At 66.1% G+C, this 22,968-nt stretch carries 20 protein-coding genes; 14 read left to right on the top strand and 6 right to left on the bottom strand.

Translation table 11 applies throughout. The annotated features are described in order from the left end of the window. Positions 1–115 precede the first annotated feature (115 nt). From ASH04_RS17360 to ligA, 3 genes are read left to right on the top strand one after another with little or no spacing between them, the layout of a single operon-like run. On the top strand, positions 116–1,303 hold the full coding sequence (locus tag ASH04_RS17360) for a GGDEF domain-containing protein (RefSeq protein ID WP_052057239.1): 1,188 nt from the start codon (positions 116–118) through the stop codon (positions 1,301–1,303). A gap of 25 nt (positions 1,304–1,328) precedes the next feature. Next, complete coding sequence (locus tag ASH04_RS17355; RefSeq protein ID WP_027496631.1) at positions 1,329–1,511, top strand: hypothetical protein; 183 nt, start codon at positions 1,329–1,331, stop codon at positions 1,509–1,511. Between the two features lie 54 nt (positions 1,512–1,565). Beyond that, the gene (gene ligA, locus ASH04_RS17350; RefSeq protein WP_442971198.1) at positions 1,566–3,710 is read left to right on the top strand and encodes an NAD-dependent DNA ligase LigA; all 2,145 of its coding nucleotides are present in this window, start codon (positions 1,566–1,568) and stop codon (positions 3,708–3,710) included. Between the two features lie 30 nt (positions 3,711–3,740). Here ligA and ASH04_RS17345 read toward each other — a convergent pair whose 3' ends face one another. Beyond that, positions 3,741–4,391 (bottom strand): amino acid-binding protein, encoded by a 651-nt coding sequence (locus tag ASH04_RS17345; RefSeq protein ID WP_027496633.1) that lies wholly within the window; start codon positions 4,389–4,391, stop codon positions 3,741–3,743. A gap of 292 nt (positions 4,392–4,683) precedes the next feature. On the opposite strand from ASH04_RS17345, the gene gatC reads away from it, so the two are divergent. From gatC to ASH04_RS17330, 3 genes are read left to right on the top strand one after another with little or no spacing between them, the layout of a single operon-like run. Further along, positions 4,684–4,983 (top strand): Asp-tRNA(Asn)/Glu-tRNA(Gln) amidotransferase subunit GatC, encoded by a 300-nt coding sequence (gatC, locus tag ASH04_RS17340; RefSeq protein WP_027496634.1) that lies wholly within the window; start codon positions 4,684–4,686, stop codon positions 4,981–4,983. Beyond that, on the top strand, positions 4,980–6,452 hold the full coding sequence (gatA, locus tag ASH04_RS17335) for an Asp-tRNA(Asn)/Glu-tRNA(Gln) amidotransferase subunit GatA (protein WP_057474113.1): 1,473 nt from the start codon (positions 4,980–4,982) through the stop codon (positions 6,450–6,452). The genes gatC and gatA overlap by 4 nt, the downstream gene beginning before the upstream one ends. A gap of 6 nt (positions 6,453–6,458) precedes the next feature. Beyond that, on the top strand, positions 6,459–7,541 hold the full coding sequence (locus ASH04_RS17330; protein ID WP_052053330.1) for an alpha/beta hydrolase: 1,083 nt from the start codon (positions 6,459–6,461) through the stop codon (positions 7,539–7,541). Positions 7,542–7,576: 35 nt separating this feature from the next. Here the strand turns inward: ASH04_RS17330 and ASH04_RS17325 are convergent, their stop codons facing one another. Together ASH04_RS17325 and ASH04_RS17320 are read right to left on the bottom strand one after the other, a co-directional pair. After that, positions 7,577–8,971 carry an alpha/beta-hydrolase family protein gene (locus ASH04_RS17325; protein WP_057474112.1) on the bottom strand — a complete coding sequence of 465 codons (1,395 nt, stop codon included), beginning with the start codon at positions 8,969–8,971 and terminating at the stop codon, positions 7,577–7,579. Further along, on the bottom strand, positions 8,971–9,612 hold the full coding sequence (locus tag ASH04_RS17320; RefSeq protein ID WP_032407037.1) for a hypothetical protein: 642 nt from the start codon (positions 9,610–9,612) through the stop codon (positions 8,971–8,973). The genes ASH04_RS17325 and ASH04_RS17320 overlap by 1 nt, the downstream gene beginning before the upstream one ends. Before the next feature lie 220 nt (positions 9,613–9,832). Between ASH04_RS17320 and ASH04_RS17315 the strand changes: the two genes are divergently transcribed. From ASH04_RS17315 to gatB, 4 genes are all read left to right on the top strand, one after another. Further along, positions 9,833–11,020 carry a sensor histidine kinase gene (locus ASH04_RS17315; protein ID WP_032407038.1) on the top strand — a complete coding sequence of 396 codons (1,188 nt, stop codon included), beginning with the start codon at positions 9,833–9,835 and terminating at the stop codon, positions 11,018–11,020. A gap of 10 nt (positions 11,021–11,030) precedes the next feature. Further along, a complete protein-coding gene (locus ASH04_RS17310) occupies positions 11,031–11,693 on the top strand; it encodes a response regulator (protein ID WP_032391549.1) in 663 nt (220 codons plus the stop codon). 101 nt (positions 11,694–11,794) lie between these two features. Beyond that, positions 11,795–12,826: an ATP-dependent 6-phosphofructokinase gene (locus ASH04_RS17305; RefSeq protein WP_032366581.1), complete on the top strand. Its 1,032-nt coding sequence runs from the start codon at positions 11,795–11,797 to the stop codon at positions 12,824–12,826. Between the two features lie 70 nt (positions 12,827–12,896). Then, positions 12,897–14,408, top strand: coding sequence for an Asp-tRNA(Asn)/Glu-tRNA(Gln) amidotransferase subunit GatB (gene gatB / locus ASH04_RS17300; protein WP_027496639.1), 1,512 nt, complete (start codon positions 12,897–12,899; stop codon positions 14,406–14,408). A gap of 72 nt (positions 14,409–14,480) precedes the next feature. Here the strand turns inward: gatB and ASH04_RS17295 are convergent, their stop codons facing one another. Beyond that, entirely contained in the window at positions 14,481–15,629 is a 1,149-nt protein-coding gene (locus ASH04_RS17295) for a PQQ-dependent sugar dehydrogenase (RefSeq protein WP_057474111.1), read from the bottom strand. A gap of 93 nt (positions 15,630–15,722) precedes the next feature. Here ASH04_RS17295 and ASH04_RS17290 point away from each other — a divergent pair, with 93 nt between their 5' ends. After that, positions 15,723–16,655 carry a DoxX family protein gene (locus tag ASH04_RS17290; protein ID WP_057474110.1) on the top strand — a complete coding sequence of 311 codons (933 nt, stop codon included), beginning with the start codon at positions 15,723–15,725 and terminating at the stop codon, positions 16,653–16,655. Positions 16,656–16,728: 73 nt separating this feature from the next. Here the strand turns inward: ASH04_RS17290 and ilvD are convergent, their stop codons facing one another. Both ilvD and ASH04_RS17280 read right to left on the bottom strand, forming a co-directional pair. After that, a complete protein-coding gene (gene ilvD, locus ASH04_RS17285; RefSeq protein WP_027496642.1) occupies positions 16,729–18,570 on the bottom strand; it encodes a dihydroxy-acid dehydratase in 1,842 nt (613 codons plus the stop codon). 58 nt (positions 18,571–18,628) lie between these two features. After that, positions 18,629–19,159, bottom strand: coding sequence for a PH domain-containing protein (locus tag ASH04_RS17280; protein ID WP_235580030.1), 531 nt, complete (start codon positions 19,157–19,159; stop codon positions 18,629–18,631). A 257-nt stretch (positions 19,160–19,416) separates the two neighbouring features. Here ASH04_RS17280 and ASH04_RS17275 point away from each other — a divergent pair, with 257 nt between their 5' ends. From ASH04_RS17275 to ilvC, 3 genes are all read left to right on the top strand, one after another. Next, a complete protein-coding gene (locus ASH04_RS17275; RefSeq protein ID WP_032366369.1) occupies positions 19,417–21,375 on the top strand; it encodes an acetolactate synthase large subunit in 1,959 nt (652 codons plus the stop codon). Beyond that, complete coding sequence (ilvN, locus tag ASH04_RS17270; protein ID WP_008717436.1) at positions 21,372–21,875, top strand: acetolactate synthase small subunit; 504 nt, start codon at positions 21,372–21,374, stop codon at positions 21,873–21,875. Before ASH04_RS17275 ends, ilvN begins: the two co-directional genes overlap by 4 nt. Before the next feature lie 62 nt (positions 21,876–21,937). After that, positions 21,938–22,939, top strand: coding sequence for a ketol-acid reductoisomerase (ilvC, locus tag ASH04_RS17265; protein ID WP_170944858.1), 1,002 nt, complete (start codon positions 21,938–21,940; stop codon positions 22,937–22,939). Positions 22,940–22,968 lie beyond the last annotated feature (29 nt).

The raw sequence follows: 22,968 nt of genomic DNA, 5'->3' as shown, positions 1-22,968 counted from the left end.
TCGGAATGCCTGGAGCGTCCTGCGGCTCCGTCCCGGGTCGTTCGGGACGCACAACAGGTGTGACATCATTCACACGGCCGTCGGGGGTCTGCTTTGAATCGGTGGGAGTTCGTACATGGCATCAGGTGGTCGCGGCTTCGATGAAGTCGCCTCCCTCCGACGTTCCGGCCGGCATCGACGCGGAGTTCTGGCCAAACTCGCCGCCGCCACGTCGGATTGGTACCGGGCTCCGCACGACTTCGAATGGATCCTCAACCACCGGTCCACTCGTCCACTGACGGGAATCATCCGGGTCGTCTTCGGCACCGCCGTCCTGATGTATGCCCTCACGTCGATTCTCATGTTGTTCAGCGATCTCGGCCCCACCGGCTCGCTGGCAATCGGGTGGGTCTTCTTCGTCCTGTTCACGCAGGTACTCGTTGCCGCACGGTGCGTGTTCGGCCCGATCCCCGGGAAGAAGTTCTTCGTCGGGTTCCTGGCGTTCGGCGACATTCTGACGACCTCGGTGCTGGTGTTGTACGCGCCGGTCGCGTCCTTGATCGGAACGGTGCTGTTCGCCGTCACCGGAGCGTTCTGTACGTATTTCCTCAGTCCTCGATTGCTCGTAGCCCACCTGGTGTGGACGGCGACGTTCATCATCGGCTTCGGTATTCGCACGTTCCTCGCTGTGATGGACGGCGAGGTGGTTGCCGTCGACGGACCGGCGGTCGCGACGGCGACGGTGGTGCTGTTGCTGGCAACGGTGGCGGTACCGGTGTTCGCGCAGGTGGCGTGGACGACGTTGTCCAACGACGCCAAGCGGTCGGTACTCGATCCTCTGACCGGGGTGTACAACCGCCGCGGTATCGACAGTGAACTGCTCGACCTGTGGCAGCTCGCGAACAAACGCGGACTGTCGATGGCGTTCCTGGTGGTCGACATCGACAAGTTCAAGGCCGTCAACGACCGCTACGGCCACAGCCGGGGCGACGAGGTCATCGTCCGGGTCGCGGATCGGCTGCGCAGACTCGCCCGCCACCACGGCGGAGTGCTCGCGCGAACCGGTGGCGAAGAATTTCTGCTGGCCGTCGTCGGACATGCGCAGAGCACCGTCGACCTCGGCGTCGATGTGGTGCGCGTGCTGTGCGACCACCGGGACGACATTCCGGTCACGGCGAGCGTCGGTATGGCACTGCTGCGTGAGGACTCCGCGCTGTGGGACGTGGGCACCTCCGTCGTGGGACGAGCGGCTCGCACGGCGGACGCGGCGATGTACCGGTCCAAGCAGTCCGGCGGGAACAGTGTGGTCGTCGACGAGATCTGACACGGGGATCTGCGATGATCGAGACATGTATCGACTCTCGGACGCCCAGCGGCGCGGTCTGCCCGCCGGTGTCCTGCTCTCGGTGATGGCCTCCGTCCTCGGCGGTATCTACTCCGACGACTTCCTGACCGGATTCGCGCTGACTGCCGGAATCTGCGCGGTGGCGTTGATCGCCGCCACCCTGCTGCTGGGCCTGATGGGCAGATAGCCTTCCGGACGCAGGATCGTTTCGATGTCGGTGCCGTCGGATAATCTTCGTCACGTGCCTGAGCCGACCGAACTGCCTGCAGGAACCGACGATGCCGCCGAGGCTGCCGGAGTCGAACTCGATCCTGCCACCCCTGCCGACCGCGAGCGGTGGCAGACACTGGCCGAGGAAGTGCGTGGACATCAATTCCGCTACTACGTACGTGATTCGCCCATCGTCTCGGACGGTGAATTCGATGCCCTGCTGCGCGAACTGAACGATCTCGAACAAGCCCACCCGGACCTGCGTACGGCCGACTCACCGACCCAACTCGTGGGCGGTGGTTTCGCGACGGAGTTCACCGCCGTCGACCATCTGGAACGAATGCTGAGCTTGGACAACGTGTTCGATCACGACGACCTCCGTGCGTGGGCCAAGCGGGTCGAGACCGAGGCCGGTCCGGATCTGCACTACCTGTGCGAAGTCAAGATCGACGGTGTGGCGTTGAACCTGGTGTACGAGAACGGCACTCTCGTGCGCGGTGCGACCCGAGGTGACGGGCGGACCGGCGAGGACGTCACGCTCAATGCTCGGACGATCGACGACATCCCCGATACCTTGACCGGCAGCGCCGAATATCCGATTCCGGAGCTGCTCGAGGTGCGCGGTGAGGTGTTCTTCCGGCTCGAGGACTTTCAGGCGCTCAACGCGGCGCTCGTCGAAGAGGGCAAACCCCCGTTCGCCAATCCACGGAACTCGGCGGCGGGCTCGCTGCGCCAAAAGAACCCGGCCGTGACCTCGAAGCGGCGTCTCGGCATGATCTGTCACGGATTCGGACGGATGGTCGGCTTCACCCCCGATTCGCAGTGGCACGCCTACGAGGCTCTGCAGGCGTGGGGTCTGCCGATCTCGACCCACACGACGCGCGTGCAGGGCATCGATGCCGTCGTCGAGAAGGTCGAGTACTGGGACAAGCACCGCCACGACGTCGAGCACGAGATCGACGGCCTGGTGGTCAAGATCGACGAGATGTCGTTGCACCGTCGGCTCGGAACGACGTCGCGAGCACCGCGGTGGGCCATCGCGTACAAATACCCACCTGAGGAAGTCACCACCACCCTGCTGGACATTCGCGTCAGCGTCGGCCGAACCGGTCGAGTGACTCCGTTCGCGTACATGACGCCGGTGCTCGTCGCGGGGTCCACGGTGTCTCTCGCGACCCTGCACAACGCGTCGGAGGTCAAGCGCAAGGGTGTTCTGATCGGTGACACCGTCACGATTCGCAAAGCGGGAGAGGTCATTCCGGAGGTGCTCGGCCCGGTCGTCGACGCCAGGACCGGCGACGAGACCGAATTCGTCATGCCCACCGAATGCCCGGAATGCTCGACGCCGTTGGCACCGGCGAAGGACGGCGACGCGGACCTGCGCTGCCCCAATTCGCAGTTCTGCCCGGCGCAACGCCGTGAGCGTGTGTTCTTCGTGGCCGAACGGCAGCGTTTCGACATCGAGGGTCTCGGATACGAAGCGGCGACGGATCTTCTGGCCACCGGTGCGATCGAGGACGAGGGCGATTTGTTCTCGCTCACCGAAGAAGACCTGATGAAGACTGCGATCTTCCGCACGAAATCGGGCGCATTGTCGGCCACCGGGCGCAAACTGCTCGACAATCTGTCCTCCGCCAAGAATCAGCCTCTGTGGCGAGTGCTGGTGAGCCTGTCCATTCGCCACGTCGGCCCCTCCGCTGCACGAGCCCTCGCCGGAGAATTCGGCAGCCTCGAGCGCATCGAAGCAGCGTCCGTCGAGGAGTTGTCGGCGGTGGACGGGGTGGGCGGCACCATCGCGGCTGCTGTGTCCGAATGGTTCGAGGTCGACTGGCACAGGGCCATCGTGGAGAAATGGCGGAATGCCGGTGTGCGGATGGAGGACGAGCGAGACGCCTCCATCGAGCGAAATCTGGAAGGCCTGTCGATCGTCGTCACCGGTTCGCTCGACTCCTACTCGCGCGACGAGGCCAAAGAAGCGATCTTGCTGCGGGGTGGAAAGGCCGCAGGTTCGGTTTCGAAGAAGACGGCGTTCGTCGTCGTCGGTGAATCGCCCGGTTCGAAGCACGACAAGGCCGTCGAGCTCGGCGTACCGGTCCTGGACGAGGCAGGGTTCACGCGTCTGTTGACCGAGGGCCCGGACGCAGTGTCGGAGCCGACGACGGACACCGACGCGTAGCAGTAGGGGAGACCGGGCGAGTTCCGGTGATCAGGTAAGGACGGTTGCGACGATCCCGGCGAGGTAACCGAGCCGGGCTACCTCCGACGGCCTGAACTCGGGCCCTCCCGGCCGGCCGAGCATCAGCACGGTGCCGGTGGTGCCGAGGGGAGCGGCAGCGATCTTGGTGTCCATGTCCCGCCACACCTGAGGTACCCAGTCTGCGTCGGAGTCGAGTGCAGCGGGAGAGGTCAACGGGAACCAGGGCAGTTCGGCGGCGTGTGTTTCGGGTGCGCCCGGGCTACCGACCAGGCGGAACGGACCGTGCGCGTTGGTGGCCACCACGGTGCTCCAGCCCACGCGCAGAACGCGGGGAGCGCCGTCGACCAGAACTTGCAGACGGTCGTCGGATGCCGCTGCGACCCGGTCGATCAGTTCCAGTTCGCGATGGGTGTCGAGAACGCCGGTGTACGGGCGGATCGAGTCGACGCGGACGTCGGTGAGGTTCTCGGCTGCAGTGATCAGTGTGTCGGGAAGCGAACCGGGCGCAACGTCGACCACCAGGTCGTCGACCGCGTAGCCGTCGCCGCGTTCGATGACGTCGAGCGAGAGGATGTCCGCTCCGACCGAGCCGAGGGCCACGGCCAGCGATCCGAGGCTGCCCGGCCGGTCGGGCAGCTGCACGCGGAGCAGGTAGGACATGGCACGCTCCCTTTCGACGTCTGGCGTAGTTCAGGGAACACTGTGCACCCCCGGCGCGAGCAATCTTTGCATCTTCGACCTGGCCGGCTCGACACGCAACGCGGGACGTGACAATTCTGACACTCGTGCGGGCGAGATCGGCGGCCGATCGAGACCGCTGACCGGGAGTGAGGTCGGCGAAACGGTGCGCACTAGGCTGGACCGCGTTCGCGGACCTGTGCGGTTCGCTCTGCGCAAATACGGGGCCGGTTCCTGCAGGCCCCACTCCTACTGTGTGAAAGGGGTCTACGCGGTGCCCGATATCTCCCGCGACGAGGTCGCTCACCTCGCCCGGCTGTCGCGCTTGGCTCTCAGCGACGCCGAACTCGACGAGTTCGCCGGCCAGTTGGATTCGATCCTCCATCACGTCAAGACCGTCGCCGAGGTGGCGACGGACGACGTTGCGCCGACCGCCAACCCCAGCGACATCGTCAATGTGACGCGTCCCGACGTGATCGTTCCCGGTCTGACGCCGGAGCAGTCGCTGTCCGGTGCACCGAATGCCGAGGAGGGCCGTTTCGCGGTGCCGCAGATTCTGGGAGAGAGCGAATGACCGACCTGACCAAGCTCGACGCGTCCGAGCTCGCCGACCGTATCCACTCGCGGGACGTCAGTGCGGTGGAGGTGACCCGGGCACATCTGGATCGGATTGCCGAGGTCGACGGCGACCTTCACGCTTTTCTGCATGTGGCAAGCGCGCAGGCGCTGGCCGCGGCGAACGACGTCGACGCCGGGCTGGCCGCGGGCTCGGCACCGGCCTCACCGCTCGCCGGGGTGCCGTTGGCGCTCAAGGACGTGTTCACCACCACCGACATGCCGACCACCGCCGGCTCGAAGATTCTCGACGGGTGGGTGTCGCCGTACGACGCGACGCTGACCTCGATGCTGCGAGCGGCGGGCATTCCGGTTCTCGGCAAGACCAACATGGACGAGTTCGCGATGGGCTCCTCGACCGAGAACTCCGCGTACGGACCGACCAAGAACCCCTGGGACACCACCCGGATCCCGGGCGGCTCGGGAGGCGGAAGCGCGGCTGCGCTCGCCTCGTTCCAGGCACCGTTGGCCATCGGCACCGACACCGGTGGATCCATCCGGCAGCCCGCGGCACTGACCGGCACCGTGGGAACCAAGCCGACGTACGGCAGCGTCTCGCGGTACGGACTCATCGCCTGCGCCTCCTCGCTGGATCAGGGTGGACCCTGTGGTCGTACGGTGCTCGACACCGCGTTGCTGCACGAGGTCATCGCGGGTTACGACCCGCGGGATTCCACGTCGGTCGACACCCCGGTTCGTCCCGTCGTCGAGGCGGCCCGAGAGGGCGCTCGCGGCGACCTGACCGGAGTGAAGGTGGGTGTGGTCAAGGAGTTGCACTCGGACAACTATCAGTCCGGTGTCATCTCGTCCTTCGACGCCGCAGTGGCCGCATTGACTTCGCTCGGCGCCGAGGTGGTCGAGGTGTCGTGCCCCAACTTCGTCCACGCATTGGCTGCGTACTACCTGATTCTCCCGTCCGAGGTGTCGTCCAACCTGGCTCGGTTCGACGGAATGCGGTACGGCCTGCGTGCGGGCGACGACGGCCACCACAGCGCCGAATCGGTCATGGCCACCACCCGCGCTCAGGGGTTCGGGCCGGAGGTCAAGCGCCGCATCATGATCGGCACCTACGCGCTGTCGGCCGGTTACTACGACGCGTACTACGGCTCGGCCCTGAAGGTCCGCACCTTGATCGCGCAGGACTTCGACGCGGCATACGAGAAGGTGGATGTGCTCGTATCGCCGACGACCCCGACGACGGCATTCCCGTTGGGCGACAAAGTCGACGACCCGATGGCGATGTACCTCAACGATCTGTGCACCCTGCCCACCAACCTCGCCGGCCACTGCGCGATGTCGGTGCCGTCCGGACTGGCGTCCGAGGACGGTCTGCCGGTGGGTCTGCAGATCATGGCTCCCGCGTTCGCAGACGAGCGGCTCTACCGCGTCGGCGCTGCGTACGAGGCTGCCCGCGGCGATCTGCGGTAGTTCGAGGTGCTGCATCGGTGGGCCGCCCGGTTGGCGCATCTGCCCTTGCTCGGTGGAGCGGTCCCGGTCATCGGATTGGCGGCGGCCACGGTGCTGGCGATCGTGGCCGCCGGTGCGATCGTGGTTCGCATCCGCCGTGGCCGTCCGCTCGGCTCGCCCGTCGGTGGGCTGAGCGCACTGGGCCTGGCAGCGGCGCTCCTGGTGGCGACCGCCGTACTGACCAACCTGACGGTGACGCGGTACCCCACGGCCGCGTCGGCACTCGGGCGTGCGCCGGTCGTGCACGTCGAAGGACACGGCCGGTTGTTCGACGTGGAGGTGCCCGGCACGGTGTCGCAGTTCCGTGCTCGTCCGGCGACGGTCTATCTCCCGGCCGCGTACGACGACGGGGCGGACGACCTCCCGGTACTGGTGTTGCTCACGGGACAGCCCGGCCATGTGGTCGACTGGATCGAAGGTGGCCGACTACCGCAGACGATGGACGCATTCGCGGCACGTCACGGCGGCGTCGCCCCGGTTGTCGTCGTTGCCGACGGGCTGGGGGACACCGAAGCCAACCCGATGTGCATGGATTCGGACCTCGGTAATGCTGCGACGTATCTGACAGTCGATGTCCCACAATGGGTTCGGTCGAACCTCCACGTGTCCTCGGACCCGCGATCCTGGGCGGTCGGCGGGTACTCCTACGGCGGAACCTGCGCCCTTCAGCTCGCGACGACGGACCCGTCGGCGTACCCCACATTTCTCGACATCTCCGGTGAGGACGAACAACGTCGTGGCACCAGAGCGGAGTCGGTCCTTGCTGCGTACGGGGCGGACACACCGGCCGACGAGGATCGGTTCGATCGTTCTACGCCGCTGAACGTGCTCTCCCGCAACAGCTTTCCCGACTCTGCCGGTGCCTTCGTCGTCGGAGCCGACGACGAGGAGTTCAGGCCGCAGACCGAGCGGGCCTACCGGGCAGCCGCCGCCGCGGGCATGGATGTGCACTACAGCGAGCTGCCGGGAGGACACTCGATGCAGGTCTGGGCGCCGGCGCTCGATCAGGAGATGGACTGGCTCGGCAATCGGCTCGGTCTGCTCGGCTGACGGACCAGCACTCCCTTTTCCGGCGGCCCCTCTCGTTAGCGGCAGCGAGCCATGGCCTCGCCTTGGTCGGTCCCGTATCGATGGCCGTGGCCCGACGTGACATCCAATGCGGCGAGCAGGTCGACGGACGTCTGCAGGAAGCCGACGACAGGCAACCACGGCGGCCGTGGGGCGTCGATCGTGAACGTCGTCGTATCCGGCGGCGACCACAACAGATCGAGAGACCATCGCGCGACGGGGTCCGAGGAGTTGGCCAGGACGGCGGCACCGTCGGTGTCGACCGATCCCGCGGGCGGGCCGGCCCAGACAGCCCCGCAGAGTGACGAAATGTTCTGTTGCACGGCAAGGTACGCATCACTTCCTGCAACCGAACCCAGGCTCTGGCCGTACACGACGACTTTCGGTGTGGTCGGCTCCGCCGCCGCTCGTGTGGCGACCGCTCGAACCACGGCGTTCGCGGACCGGCGGGCGTCGTCCTCGGCGAACAGGAAGGTCGCCCAACTTGGCTTGTCGGAGTACTGCACCGCCACCGTCGCGACGTCACCGCCGAACGTTCTTTCGGCCCCGGTGATCGCATTCTCGTCCACCCAGCCGGACCCGGTGGGAATCGCGACCACGACGACGCTGCGTTCGAAGGCTCCAGCCCGTTCCATCTCGGAGACGGCCAGTGCCACACGCTCGTCCGGTGTCGCGGCCGACTCGAGTCCCACGTACGTGCGTACGGTGTCGAGATCCTGCCCTCCCGACGCGAACGCGCGGCCCTCGCGTCCCAGCGTGCGCCACGGTGCCGAGGATCCGGGACCGCCGGATCTCGTCTCCGATGTCGGGGCGGCCACTGCGTCGTCCATCGCCGAGTTCGAGGCCGAGTACGAGGCCGACAGAGTGGACCGCACGAACGGAACGGCCAGGGTGTACGACAATGCAGCGACCGTGACGAGCAGTGCCACGCAACGGTTCCGGCCCAGAGCGGAGAAGATTCGCCGGAGCGCGCTACCGGCTCCGCACAGTACGAGCGCAACGCACAGGGCACCCCCGGTAACGTCGACGGCGTAGCTCCAGCTCACCGGCTCGACGTCCATCGCGGCTCGTAATCGATTCTGCCAGTGCATGTTCGAGGCCAACGCGACGCCCGAGATCAATGCAGCAGTGACGACGGTCCACGCTCGTAGCCGTAGCGACGCGGGCCGTCGTGGCCCGAACACCCGTCGGCCCGCACATGCGACCGTCAGAGCGAGTGCCACCATGAATCCGGTGAACAGGGCCGCAGTGACGGCGGAGCGGGGCAGAAGTGACGGAGCCGAGGAGATCGCCACAGCCGCTGCAACGGACACCGACGTGCCGAGTCTCGGCAAGCGAAGACGGTTGGGCGACTCGACATCCGATGCGACTGGGGTCTCGACCTCGCGGTCCGGGATGGCCGTGGTGGACATCAGCGTCGGTCCGTGCGGGTCGGGGTCATCGACACACGTCGGTACCGCGCGACAACGGACGCGATCAGCAGCGTCAGCGCCAGCACGGCTCCGAACAGTGTCAGGGGCATGGCGGGTTCGGCGACCGGTGCACCGAACGATTGTCGCCAGGAATTGAGGTCGACTGCCGTTGCCGCCACGACCGCAGCTGCGTCGCAGATCTGCCGGGACCCGTCGTCGGTGCGATGGTGACAGGCGTCGTGCATGCGACTGTCGAGTTGGGCGTCGATCGCCCTGCGCCACTGTGGGTCGACGGTCGTGCCCGTCGCGTTCGCGTAACGGAGGAGGTCGTAGCCCAGGTCGTGGGCTCGGCACGCAGCCTCGAACTCGGGTGGCAGTGGGATCGGGGACGAGCAATCCCCGCCGGGATTGCTCGCCATCCCGTCCTGCACCGCGGGCCGGTAGCCCATGACGTCTGCGAAGTCGCTCGGGATGGTCGACGCAGCGTCCTCGGCGGGTTCGGTGACCAGTGCACGAACGGTCTGTGCCACGGGGGAGCGACGGTCCTCGGTGGGTGACGACGTTGCCGCTCCCGTCGTGGCGGTCACGACGACGATGGCAGCTGCCACGCACATCAGGGTGCGAGATATGTTCCGGCTCATGAGGATCGACGCTAAGTTCGGCCGGCCGAGGCAAGCATCGCTCCGAGGTTCGGCTGTGGTGAGTGCCCCCGGGACCGGTTCGACGCGGTCCTGATACCTCCGAGCCATGCCGAACCGATACCCCGGTACGAGGACGCCGGCGGTCGATGCTGCCTAGGCTCGAGACGTGCGAAAGAAAAGGTCGACGAGTCTCGAACTCGGGGTACGTGCTCGGCGCCGGGTGCCCGAGCAGATCGGCGGCGTCCGTTCGGTCGACGTGCTGATCATCGCGGTGACGGCAATTCTGTACTCGATCGCGTGGCCGACACTGACGGTCACGCATCAGGTTTCGGTTCCGTTGCTACCGTTCGTCGCAGCGTTGGCAGCGTTTCCGTTCGCTCTGATCAGACTCAATCCCGCGATGGGGTGGGCGGTATCGGCGCTGTCCGCGTTGGTGATTCCGGCGGCGTTCGACCGCGTTCCGGATTACGACTACCCGTGGCAAGTGGTGCACATCCTCGTCCTGTTGGCGTTGCTGTTCGCGGTCGCGCTGCGTTCTCCGGCGCAGGTGCTGTTGGTGGCGTGGTTGGCCAGCATGCTGGTGTTCTTCGCGTACATGCCGGGCTCCGACGGAATCGGGTGGTCGGTGGGCCTGACTGCCGTGGTCGTGTTCGGGCTGCTGATCCGGTGGCTCGTTCTTTCGCGCAGGCAGCTCGCGCAGCAGGAGGAGGTCAGCGAACTCGAACGCACTCGCCGCACGATTCTCGAGGAGAGGGCGAAGATCGCCCGCGATCTGCACGACGTCGTGGCACACCACATGTCGATGGTCGTCGTTCAGGCCCAGAGTGCGCCGTACCGACTGGACGACGTGTCACCGGCCGCGGCTCGAGAATTCGAGTCGATCGGCGCGAGTGCACGCGAGGCGCTCAACGAGATCCGGGGGATGCTCGGGGTACTGCGTAGCGATGGAGCGCAGATGCAGGACGCGCCCGCGCCGAGTGCACTGGATCTCGAACGCACATTGCAGGCAAGTCGCAGAGCGGGCATGAATGTGCGGTGGGCCATCGCCGGTACCGTCGAATCGGTCTCGGAGACAACAGGACTGGCCCTGTTCCGTATTCTGCAGGAATCGCTGTCCAATGCCGCGCGCCATGCGCCCGAAGCCGAGGTGGAGGTGGATATCGCGATCGGCCCTGCCGTCGTGGACATGACGGTGGTCAACGCACCGGCTCCGAACCCGAGCATCTCCCGCACTCCCGGAAGCGATTGCGGCGGGCACGGAATCGCGGGAATGCGCGAGCGAGCGCAGGCCGCACACGGCCGGCTGCATGCCGCCCCTCTGCCCGGCGGTGGGTTCGAGGTTTCGGTTCGTGTGCCGACCGGAATGTCGACTCCGCCGGCAACGGCTGACGCCGGCGACGCGGTTTAGGCTGTCACGCGTGGTTACAACGGTGTTCATCGCCGACGATCAAGCGATGGTGCGGCAGGGGTTCGGTGCACTGCTCGGCGCTCAGGACGACATCTCGGTCGTCGGCGACGCCGACAACGGTCGCACCGCGGTCAGCGAGGTAGCGCGGCTGTTGCCGGACGTAGTGCTGATGGACGTGCGCATGCCCGAGATGAACGGGCTCGACGCGGCCCGCGCGATCCTGTCCGCGTCGCACGCGTCGCCGGTCCGTGTCCTGATGCTGACGACCTTCGACATCGACGATTACGTCTACGAGGCCCTGGCTCTCGGGGCCAGCGGATTCCTCCTCAAGGACGCGGCGGCCGAGGAACTGATCAGAGGCGTACGAGTCGTCGCGGCAGGCGATGCGCTGCTGGCACCGTCGGTGACCCGACGCCTTATCTCCGACGTCACGACCCGTCGCGGAGCGCGGAGGAACACTCCTTCCCGCCTGGCCGATCTGACGCCGCGCGAGCGCGAGGTTCTCGAACTCATCGCGACCGGCATGTCCAATGCGGAAATTGCAGGTGCGCTGTTCTTGGCCGAACAGACGGTCAAGACCCATGTGGGCAAGGTCCTGAGCAAGCTCGGGCTACGCGACCGCGCGCAGGCGGTCGTGCTGGCCTACGAAACCGGTGTCGTCACGCCCAAGTGAGGCCGACCGGTACCGGCGCGCGCGGGGACCCACGCCCGATTAGGCTGATGTTCGTCACTTCGGTCCGCTCCGCGGGCCTGCGAGCAGAGAGGCCAAAATCGATGCGCATCGGAGTTCTGACCGGAGGCGGCGATTGCCCAGGGCTCAATGCGGTGATCCGCGCTGTCGTTCGCACCGCCGACGCGCGATACGGCTCCACGGTCGTCGGATTCCAGGACGGGTGGCGCGGGCTTCTCGAAGACCGTCGAGTCCAGCTGCGCAACGACGACCGCAACGACCGGCTGCTCACCAAGGGCGGCACCATGCTCGGGACGGCTCGAACCAACCCCGACGTGCTGCGGGCCGGTCTAGACCGAGTCAAGCAGACCCTCGAGGACAACGGCATCGACGTGTTGATTCCGATCGGCGGTGAAGGAACTCTGACGGCAGCTGCGTGGCTGTCGGAGGAGGGCGTACCGGTGGTCGGTGTCCCCAAGACGATCGACAACGACATCGATTGCACCGACGTCACATTCGGCTTCGACACGGCGCTCACCATCGCCACCGATGCGATCGACCGACTGCACAGCACCGCCGAATCGCACCAGCGAGTGATGCTGGTGGAGGTGATGGGGCGACACGCAGGCTGGATCGCGTTGCACGCGGGATTGGCCTCGGGCTCGCACATGACTCTCATCCCGGAGCAGCCCTTCGACGTCGAAGAGGTATGCACGTTGGTGCGCAAGCGTTTTCAGCGGGGCGACTCCCACTTCATCTGCGTCGTGGCCGAAGGGGCCAAGCCCGTCGAAGGGTCGATGCAATTGCTCGACGGCGGTATCGACGAATTCGGGCACGTCCGATTCACCGGAGTCGCACATCAGCTCGGCGTCGAGATCGAACGTCGCATCAACAAAGAGGTACGCACCACGGTGCTCGGGCACGTGCAGCGTGGCGGCACTCCCACTCCGTACGACCGTGTGCTCGCAACGCGATTCGGTGTCAACGCCACCGATGCCGCGCATTCCGGAGACTTCGGAAAGATGGTGTCGCTGCGCGGTGCCGAGATCGGCCTGGTGTCGTTGGCCGAGGCCACCAAGCAACTCAAGCGGGTCCCTCAGACCCGGTACGACGACGCAGCAGCGTTCTTCGGCTGACCCCGAGGCGATCGGTGCGCGAGGACACGTGGTTACTCGGGTGGCGAATGCAATGCATAAACTACGGAGCATGACTGCTGCAACCGTCGATCTGATCGATTACGACGATGTGCTCGCCACGTTCGACCCCGTGCTCGGCATGGAGGTCCACGTCGAGTTGGGTACGGCCACCAAGATGTTCTGTGGTTGCCCCACCGCGTTCGGTGCGGAGCCCAATACGCAGGTGTGCCCGGTGTGCCTGAGCCTTCCCGGCGCACTGCCGGTGGTCAACGCTGCTGCGGTGGAGTCGGCGATTCGTATCGGGCTGGCGCTCAATTGCTCGATCACCCCGTGGGGACGGTTCGCGCGGAAGAACTACTTCTACCCGGATCAGCCGAAGAACTACCAGATCTCGCAGTACGACGAGCCGATCGCCACGGAGGGTTACCTCGACGTCGTGCTCGACGACGGCAGCACGTTCCGCGTCGAGATCGAGCGCGCCCACATGGAGGAAGACACCGGCAAGTCGACGCACGTCGGTGGCGCAACCGGACGAATCGAGGGCGCATCGCATTCGTTGCTCGACTACAACCGCGCCGGTGTGCCCCTGGTCGAGATCGTGACCAAGACCATCACCGGTACCGGGGCGCGGGCACCGGAGGTGGCGCGGGCGTACGTGACCGCATTGCGTGACCTGTTGAAGTCGCTGAACGTCTCCGATGTGCGGATGGATCAGGGTTCGTTGCGTTGCGATGCCAACGTCTCATTGATGCGGAAGTCGGCCACCGAGTTCGGTACTCGCACCGAGACGAAGAACGTCAACTCGCTCAAGAGCGTCGAGGTCGCCGTGCGCTACGAGATGCGCCGTCAGGCTGCGGTGCTCGAATCCGGCGGCGAGGTGACGCAGGAAACCCGACATTTCCAGGAGTCCGACGGCACCACCACGGCGGGCCGGAAGAAAGAGACCGCGGAGGACTATCGCTACTTCCCGGAGCCCGACCTCGCTCCCGTGGCCCCGGATGCAGCGTGGATCGAGGAGCTGCGAGCCACTCTGCCCGAGCTGCCGTGGTTGCGCCGCGGGCGAATTCAGAAGGACTGGGGCGTCTCCGACGAGGAAATGCGCGACTTGGTCAACTCGGGTGCTCTCGAACTCGTGGCGGCGACCGTCGACGCCGGCGCGTCGGCGCAGGCTGCGCGGTCGTGGTGGGTGTCGTACCTGGCGCAGCAGGCCAACATCGCCGGCGTCGAATTGGGGGATCTGGCGATCACTCCGGCTCAGGTGGCCGAGGTGGCAGCCTTGGTGGCCGACGGCAAGGTCAACAACAACGGTGCTCGTCAGATCGTGGACGGCGTCTTGGCCGGTGAGGGCGAGCCCGCAGAGGTGATGTCGGCGCGGAATCTGGTGTTGGAGAAAGACGACACCAAGCTTCAAGCCGCCGTCGACGAAGCACTTGCCGCGAACCCCGGTGTGGTGGACAAGATTCGCAGTGGCAAGGTCCAGGCCGCCGGTGCCATCGTCGGCGCGGTGATGAAGGCGACGCGGGGACAAGCCGATGCCGCCCGAGTCAAGGAACTCGTGCTGGCGGCGTGCGGTCAGTCCTGATCGACGCATGAGCAGGGCGGCCGGGCAGCGATTGCTGCCCGGCCGCCCTTGTCGTTCGAAGGAGCTGTCGGATCAGTCGAAGCCGCCACCACCGCCGGCAGGGAACGGCACCTTGACGACGCGGTCGTCGGTGGGGCCGACGGCAGTGCCGTTCTTGTTCACCGTTCCCACCAGAATCTGACCGTCGCTCGTGCTGGTAGCCCCGTTCAACTGCCCGTACTTGTCCTGGATCAACAGGGTCGGCTCGGCCGAGACCGCTCCGGTGTTCGGGTCCGTGGCCAGTGCTGCAACAGCTTTCGCTGTGGTCAGGGCAACCGCGACGCCGCTCTGACCGGCGGCACACCCGGCCACACCCGGACGGTCGGGCCAGGTCCACACGGGGGAGAACACTGCTCCCAGCTTGTCGATGCGCTGCAGGCGATCCTCGGTGGCGGTGCGGTCGGTGACGTAGATGTTTCCGCTGCCGTCGGTGCACACGTCGCCCGCTGTGCCGATACCGCTGAGCGCGATCCCCGGCCGCGGGGGAGTAGGAGTCGGCGACAGTGACGTCACGCGTAACAGCTTGCCGGACAACGAGTTCGGATCCGCGGCGGCCACGGCATCGCCGTTGTCGCCGGTCAACACCAGAAGTTCGTTCGGCGTGTAGAACTCGAGGGAACCTCGGACTCCCGCGGCCCCGCGGGGGATCCCGGTCAAGATGTCCTTGGGTACGTCCCCCTGCGCGAGCCGAACGACCCGCGTATCCGACGCCGTCGTGATCAGCGCGTAGAGCAGTTTATCCTCGGCGTACGTGGGCGAGAGCGCGATGTCCAGCAGGCCCCCGTCGCCGGTGCCGTCGACGGGGATCGTGGCCACCTGCTGTGGCGTCCGGCCTGCGGTGACCTCCATGATGCGGCCGGTCCTGCGTTCTGCCACGAGGCTGCTCTGGCCGTCGGGAAGAGCTACGAGTCCGCCCGTGGTGTCGAGGCAGGTGGCGATCACTGCCGGGTCGGGATCCACGCACGGTCCCGATACGGGCTGCGGGGCGTTCGGACCCGCCGGGGGCGAGGTCTCGCTGGGTGTGGTGGGTTTGAGTTCGGCAGCTCCGACATCCGGCGCGGGAGTGAACGGGGACGAGTTGGAATCGTCGAATCGGGCGCACCCGGCGAGCAGAACAACCGTCGTCGACAGGGCGACCACAGCCGCGCGGGCAGTTCGTGACGATGCTCCGAGCGGCTTCATGGTTCGAACGTTACGGAACGTCGAGTCCGACGCGCCACGCGGCCGTGAGCGTCAACGTCGGTGGCGCGGGGTTGTCGGCCTTAGTGTGGGGAGGTGACCGATACACCGCGTGACCCCAACCAGCAGGATCCCTCGTACGAACCGGCCGAGAGCCCGTACGACAACCCCACCGAGAAGATTTCGCCCACGCGTTCGGGTTCCGACGCGTCCGGTGCATCGACCACAGCGTTCGGTGCGCAGCGTTCGGATCGTCTGCCCCGAACCGACGACGAGTTGGACTTCCCGAATTCCTCCGCATCCGACAAGCGGAGCACCGATGCGGCACCGACAGAGAAGATCCCGACGTACCGCCCGTCGGCCTTCGCCGACTCGCCGACCCAGACGACGGCCGGTGCCACCTCGAACGCGTACTCGGATCGTCCGACGGAGTATCTCGGTGAGTCCTCCGATTCGGCAGTCGCTGCCCCGGCAGCCCCGGTGCGCACCGAGACCGTGGAAGTTCCGGCCCGACGCGGCAGCACCGATCTGGGCCTGTTCGTCCTACGCGTCGCCATCGGAGCAGTGTTCCTCGGGCACGGACTGCAGAAGCTCGTCGGATTGTGGAACGGTCCCGGGCTGGACGGATTTCAGAATCTCCTGGAGGAGTCCGGGTTCCGATACCCGGAGATCCTCGCCATCGCAGCCGCGGCCGGCGAAACCCTCGGCGGCGCACTGCTGATCCTGGGACTGGCGACGCCGCTGGCCGGTGCAGCTGTGTTGGCGACCATCATCAACGCCTGGTGCTTCAAGCAGGTGGCAGAGCCGGGGCTGCAGTTCTCCGGTGCCACCGGCGTGGAGTACGAAACCGTTCTCGGCTTCGCGGCCGCGGCCATCATTCTCACCGGACCCGGAAAGATCGCGTTCGACGGCCGCCGCGGCTGGGCGACCCGCCCGCGCATCGGATCGTTCCTCGCACTCGCAGTGGGAATCGCTGCGGGCGTATGCATCTGGATCTTCCTCAACGGAGCGAATCCGGTCGTCCGCTGATCCGGTCGACAACCAACCTTGTGAGTGGTTCCTCGTAGCCTGCTACGAGGAACCACTCACATGCTTTTTCTGCTCAGGGCACGTAGCGCACAGCACCCTTGTCCGCGGATGTCGCCAGTGCGGCGTAGGCGCGCAGCGCCGTCGTGACCGTGCGCTGTCGATCGACCGGCTGCCACGGCCGCTCGGACGCGAGCATCTTCGCGCGTCGAGTCTCCAGAGTTTCCTCGTCGACGAGGATCTCGAGCGTGCGCGTGGCGACGTCGATGCGGACCTGGTCGCCGTTCTCGACGAGGCCGATCACGCCGCCGGCCGCAGCCTCGGGGGAAATGTGTCCGATGGACAGGCCCGACGTACCGCCGGAGAACCGTCCGTCGGTGATCAGGGCACAGACCTTGCCCAGACCGGCACCCTTGAGGAACGCCGTCGGGTGCAGCATCTCCTGCATTCCCGGTCCACCCTTGGGTCCCTCGTACCGCACGACGAGCACGTCACCGGGTTGGATCTTCTTCTGCAGGATGGCCGAGACGGCTTCTTCCTGAGACTCGACGACCAGCGCAGGTCCCTGGAACGAGAAGAGGTCCTCGTCGATGCCCGCGGTCTTCAGAATCGCGCCGTCGACGGCGATATTGCCGCGCAGCACCACCAGACCGCCCTCGACCGTGTAGGCGTGTTCGAGATCGCGGATGCAACCACCTGCGGCGTCGGTGTCGAGGGAGGACCAGCGATTGCTCGTGGAGAACGGTTCGACGGTTCGGACGCCGCCGGGAGCGGCATGGAACAGCTCGATCGCCTCGTCGGATGCGGCACCTGAGCGGATGTCCCACGTGTCGAGCCACTCGTCGAAGCTCTTCGTGTGGACGGTCGAGACGTCGGTCTCGAGCAGATTCGCACGCCGCAGTTCACCCAGCAGGGCGGGAATTCCACCCGCCCGGTGCACGTCTTCCATGTGGTAATCCGAATTGGGGGACACCTTGGCCAGGCACGGCACCTTGCGGCTGATGGCGTCGATGGTGTCGAGATCGAAATCGACCTCGCCCTCCTGCGCCGCCGCGAGTGTGTGCAGCACGGTGTTGGTCGAGCCACCCATCGCCACGTCCAGTGCCATCGCGTTGCGGAATGCCGCCGGGGTGGCGATGTTGCGGGGCAGCACCGACTCGTCCTCGTCCCGGTAGTACTTGATCGCAGCCTCGACGATGGTCGTGCCGGCCCGAGTGAACAGGGCGCGGCGGGCCTCGTGGGTGGCCAGCGTGGAGCCGTTGCCGGGCAACGCCAGGCCGAGCGCTTCGGTGAGGCAGTTCATCGAGTTGGCGGTGAACATGCCCGAGCAGGACCCGCATGTCGGGCACGCGCTGCGCTCGACCTCGTCCAGGCCCTCTTCGGACACGGCATCGTTCGCGCTGGCAGAAATTGCGGTGATCAGGTCGGTGGGTGCCTGCGCGACCCCTCCGACGACCACAGCTTTACCGGCCTCCATGGGCCCACCGGAGACGAACACCGCCGGGATGTTCAAGCGCATGGCCGCGTTGAGCATGCCGGGGGTGATCTTGTCGCAGTTGGAGATGCACACGAGTGCGTCCGCAGTGTGGGCGTTGGCCATGTACTCGACCGAGTCGGCGATGATCTCGCGGCTGGGCAGCGAGTACAGCATGCCCCCGTGCCCCATCGCGATTCCGTCGTCGACGGCGATGGTGTGGAACTCGCGAGGGACTCCGCCTGCCGCGCGGACGGCGTCGGCGACGATCTCGCCGACGTTCTTCAGGTGCACGTGGCCGGGTACGAACTGGGTGTACGAGTTCGCGATGGCGACGATCGGTTTACCGAAATCCGAATCGGTCATTCCGGTGGCGCGCCACAGCGAGCGCGCGCCCGCGGCATTGCGTCCGACAGTGGTGACCCGTGAGCGTAGCGGCGGCATAGCGTATTCCTCGTTCGTTGCAGCGGTTTATCGCACCGACGAGGCTACTCGCCGTCGACTATTGCTCCTGCGACGCCTGCTCGCCGTCGTCCTCGGCTTCCGCACGGGACTTCTCTTCCGCCGCAGCGGCCGCGGCATAGGGGTCGGTGATGCGACCGCCGCTGGCGGCCGCGAGTTGGGGGAGCCGATCGAACCGCACGAGCGGAAGTGACTTCTCCGTCTTGTCGGCAAGCACCACGCGAGCCCAGCGGCGGTCGGGGAAGTGCAGTCCGACCACGGACTCCCACTCGATGACGTCGGAGCCGATGAAACGGCGGGCCGTGATCGCCTCGGGAGTGATGACGGTGCGCACACGCAGCACCCAGATGCACGCGACGATCGGCAGAATCAGCAGCCAACCCAGTGCGGCGGGCCAGCTCGCCGCAGGCAGAGAGGTACTGAACAGGAGCAACCCGACGCCGATCAGGGCCAGACGTGGGAGGCGGATGACCTGCCTGCTCGACGGCGGTGGCCCGTCGCCACTGTTCGGTTGCTCGGAACCGGTGTGGGATGATGACCGAGGTGGTTCGGACTGCTGCGAAGACGACACCCATTCATCTTCGCATTGCATCTACGCGATCTCACATAATGGGATTGCGTCGTGACGAGTTTGACTCTTCCCTGTGCGCGCGCCTACCGTTCAGTGCGTGAAGCGGAATTGGATACTCGTAATCGGCCGGCGCGTCAACGCCTGAGCCGGTTGTTCAAACTCGCATCGACGCGCCACCCTCGTACAGCTCACGCTGACGGGGGTTTTTTCTTGCCCAGAGATCGCCCAGCAATTTCACATTCCTGAGGAAGCAATCAGTGAGCGCACCAACCGCACGCCCAGGGCCCACGACACGTAAGTCGGGGACAGCCACGAGCCCGTCGACCAGCAACCCGTCCGCAGACGCGGCGACCAACGGATCGCGACGCCACGTCGCACCCGAGAAGGTCAGCGGCGCACAGTCTGTCGTACGAGCTCTCGAAGAACTCGACGTCGACACCGTATTCGGCATTCCCGGTGGCGCGGTTCTCCCGGTCTACGATCCGCTCTTCGACTCCGTCAAGGTTCGCCACGTGCTCGTTCGCCACGAGCAGGGTGCGGGTCATGCCGCCACCGGCTACGCCCAGGCGACCGGCAAGGTCGGCGTCTGCATGGCGACGTCCGGCCCGGGTGCGACCAACCTCGTCACCCCGTTGGCCGACGCGCAGATGGACTCGGTTCCCATCGTCGCGATCACCGGTCAGGTCGCCCGCAGCCTCATCGGTACCGATGGGTTCCAGGAAGCCGACATCTCGGGTATCACGATGCCCATCACCAAGCACAACTTCCTGATCACCGACGGTGCGGACATCCCGCGCATCATGGCCGAGGCGTTCTACATCGCCGCGTCGGGTCGTCCCGGTGCCGTCCTCGTCGACATCCCGAAGGATGTGCTGCAGGCGCAGACCACGTTCTCGTGGCCGCCGGAAATGCGTCTGCCCGGCTACCGCCCGGTCACCAAGCCGCACGGCAAGCAGGTTCGCGAAGCGGCACGCTACATCGCCGATGCCAAGCAGCCGGTGCTGTACGTCGGTGGCGGCGTCATCAAGGCCAACGCCTCGGCAGAACTGCTCGAGCTCGCAGAACTGACCGGCATCCCGGTCGTCACGACGCTGATGGCGCGCGGGGCATTTCCCGACACCCACCAGCTGAACCTGGGCATGCCCGGTATGCACGGCACCGTCGCGGCGGTCGCCGCTCTGCAGCGCAGCGACCTGCTGATCACGCTCGGTGCCCGGTTCGACGACCGCGTCACCGGTCAGCTCTCGTCCTTCGCTCCCGATGCCAAGGTCATCCACGCCGACATCGACCCGGCCGAGATCGGCAAGAACCGATACGCGGACGTGCCGATCGTGGGCGACTGCGGCGAGGTCATCACCGAGCTGATCGAGGCCCTGCGGGCCGATCGCGCCACCGGAACGACTCTCGACCTCGAGCAGTGGTGGGTCTACCTCGACGGCATCCGCAAGACGTACCCGTTGAGCTACGACCGTCCGTCCGACGGTTCCATGTCTCCCGAGTTCGTCATTTCCTCGGTCGGCAAGTTCGCCGGTCCCGACGCGATCTACTGCGCCGGCGTCGGCCAGCACCAGATGTGGGCCGCGCAGTTCATCAACTACGAGAAGCCGCGCACGTGGCTCAACTCCGGTGGTCTGGGCACGATGGGGTACGCGGTTCCGGCCGCCATGGGAGCCAAGATGGGCCTGCCCGACGCCGAGGTGTGGGCGATCGACGGCGACGGCTGCTTCCAGATGACCAACCAGGAGCTTGCTACCTGCGCGGTCGAGGGAATCCCGATCAAGGTCGCGCTCATCAACAACGGCAACCTCGGCATGGTTCGGCAGTGGCAGACCCTGTTCTACGAGGAGCGCTACTCCAACACCAATCTCGGAACTCACGGTGCCGTGCGCATCCCCGATTTCGTCAAGCTGGCCGAGGCTTTGGGCTGCGTCGGTTTGCGATGCGAGCGGGAAGAGGACGTGGATGCGGTGATCGCTCAGGCACGCGCCATCAACGATCGTCCGGTCGTCATCGACTTCATCGTCGGTGCCGACGCCCAGGTGTGGCCGATGGTGGCCGCCGGAACGGGTAACGACGAGATCATGGCCGCCCGCGGCATCCGTCCGCTGTTCGACGAGGACGAGACCGTGGGCAGTGAGCCAGGACTCGACGACGCGATGGAGCGCGAGCAGGCGCCGCACCCGATGAACAACGACGCGAAAGGCACGGACCTGTGAGCACGAGCCATACCCTCAGCGTTCTCGTCGAGGACAAGCCAGGTGTGTTGGCGCGCGTGGCCGCGTTGTTCTCGCGCCGCGGCTTCAACATCTCCTCACTCGCGGTCGGCGGCACCGAGATTCCCGATATCTCGCGCATGACGATCGTGGTGACGGTCGACGAGTTCCCGCTCGAGCAGGTGACCAAGCAGCTCAACAAGCTGATCAATGTCATCAAGATCGTCGAGCAGGACGACGATTCCTCGGTGGCGCGCGAGTTGGTCCTGATCAAGGTCCGCGCCGATGCCAGCGTTCGGAGCGAGGTCATCGAAACGGTGAATCTGTTCCGCGCCAAGGTCATCGACGTCTCTCCCGAGGCGGTGACGGTCGAGGCGACGGGCACCCGCTCCAAGCTCGACGCGTTGCTGAAGATGTTGGACCCCTATGGAATTCGAGAAATAGTTCAGTCGGGAGTCGTTGCCGTCGGACGTGGACCGAAATCGATCACTGCGTCGCGTTAGCGGCCCCGGTGACGAACATGCGTAAAACCCAAGAGGAAAGGTAACAACCAGTGGCAGTCGAGATGTTCTACGACGACGATGCTGATCTGTCGATCATCCAGGGCCGCAAGGTCGCTGTGATCGGCTACGGAAGCCAGGGCCACGCGCACTCGCTCAGCCTGCGCGACTCCGGCGTCGATGTTCGCATCGGCCTGGCGGCAGGCTCGAAGTCCCGTGCCAAGGCGGAGGAGCAGGGCCTGAAGGTCGGAACTCCCGCAGAGGTGTCCGAGTGGGCCGACGTGATCATGGTGCTCGCACCCGATACCGCTCAGGCCAAGATCTTCTCCGAGGAGATCGAGCCCAACCTGAAGGACGGCGACGCGCTGTTCTTCGGCCACGGCCTCAACATTCACTTCGACCTGATCAAGGCTCCGGAGTTCGTGACCGTCGGCATGGTTGCCCCCAAGGGCCCCGGCCACCTCGTGCGTCGTCAGTTCGTCGACGGCAAGGGTGTTCCCGCGCTCATCGCCATCGACCAGGACCCGAAGGGTGAGGGCCAGGCCCTCGCGCTGTCGTGGGCCAAGGGCATCGGCGGCACCCGCGCAGGCGTCATCAAGACCACGTTCAAGGAAGAGACCGAGACCGACCTGTTCGGTGAGCAGGCCGTGCTGTGCGGCGGCACCGAAGAACTCGTCAAGACGGGCTTCGAGGTCATGGTCGAGGCCGGCTACGCACCCGAGATGGCGTACTTCGAGGTGCTGCACGAGCTCAAGCTCATCGTCGACCTCATGTACGAGGGCGGCATCGCCCGCATGAACTACTCGGTGTCCGACACCGCGGAGTTCGGTGGCTACCTCTCCGGACCGCGCGTCATCGACGCAGGCACCAAGGAACGCATGAAGGCCATCCTGGCCGACATCCAGTCGGGCGAATTCACCCGTCGCCTCGTCGCCAACGTCGAGAACGGCAACACCGAGCTCGAAGGCCTGCGCAAGGCCAACGCCGAGCACCCCATCGAGGTCACCGGCAAGAAGCTGCGCGACCTCATGAGCTGGGTCGACCGCCCGATCACCGAGACGGCCTGATTCTCATCGAATCGCGTTGTCACGCAATC

This window comes from Rhodococcus sp. Leaf233, from assembly GCF_001426165.1.
Taxonomy (GTDB): Bacteria; Actinomycetota; Actinomycetes; order Mycobacteriales; family Mycobacteriaceae; genus Rhodococcoides; species Rhodococcoides fascians.
This window is presented reverse-complemented; position numbering and strand designations above follow the sequence as displayed.

What these genes read in the sequence shown, in the direction of transcription:
- ASH04_RS17345 (WP_027496633.1), bottom strand. Translation starts at nt 4,391, where the DNA reads ATGTCCTACCTGCTCCGCGTGCAGCTGCCCGACCGGCCGGGCAGCCTC.
- ASH04_RS17355 (WP_027496631.1), top strand. Translation starts at nt 1,329, where the DNA reads ATGTATCGACTCTCGGACGCCCAGCGGCGCGGTCTGCCCGCCGGTGTC.
- ASH04_RS17320 (WP_032407037.1), bottom strand. Translation starts at nt 9,612, where the DNA reads ATGAGCCGGAACATATCTCGCACCCTGATGTGCGTGGCAGCTGCCATC.
- ASH04_RS17295 (WP_057474111.1), bottom strand. Translation starts at nt 15,629, where the DNA reads ATGAAGCCGCTCGGAGCATCGTCACGAACTGCCCGCGCGGCTGTGGTC.
- gatA (WP_057474113.1), top strand. Translation starts at nt 4,980, where the DNA reads ATGACCGACCTGACCAAGCTCGACGCGTCCGAGCTCGCCGACCGTATC.
- ilvD (WP_027496642.1), bottom strand. Translation starts at nt 18,570, where the DNA reads ATGCCGCCGCTACGCTCACGGGTCACCACTGTCGGACGCAATGCCGCG.
- ASH04_RS17305 (WP_032366581.1), top strand. Translation starts at nt 11,795, where the DNA reads ATGCGCATCGGAGTTCTGACCGGAGGCGGCGATTGCCCAGGGCTCAAT.
- ASH04_RS17360 (WP_052057239.1), top strand. Translation starts at nt 116, where the DNA reads ATGGCATCAGGTGGTCGCGGCTTCGATGAAGTCGCCTCCCTCCGACGT.
- ilvC (WP_170944858.1), top strand. Translation starts at nt 21,938, where the DNA reads ATGTTCTACGACGACGATGCTGATCTGTCGATCATCCAGGGCCGCAAG.
- gatB (WP_027496639.1), top strand. Translation starts at nt 12,897, where the DNA reads ATGACTGCTGCAACCGTCGATCTGATCGATTACGACGATGTGCTCGCC.
- ASH04_RS17325 (WP_057474112.1), bottom strand. Translation starts at nt 8,971, where the DNA reads ATGTCCACCACGGCCATCCCGGACCGCGAGGTCGAGACCCCAGTCGCA.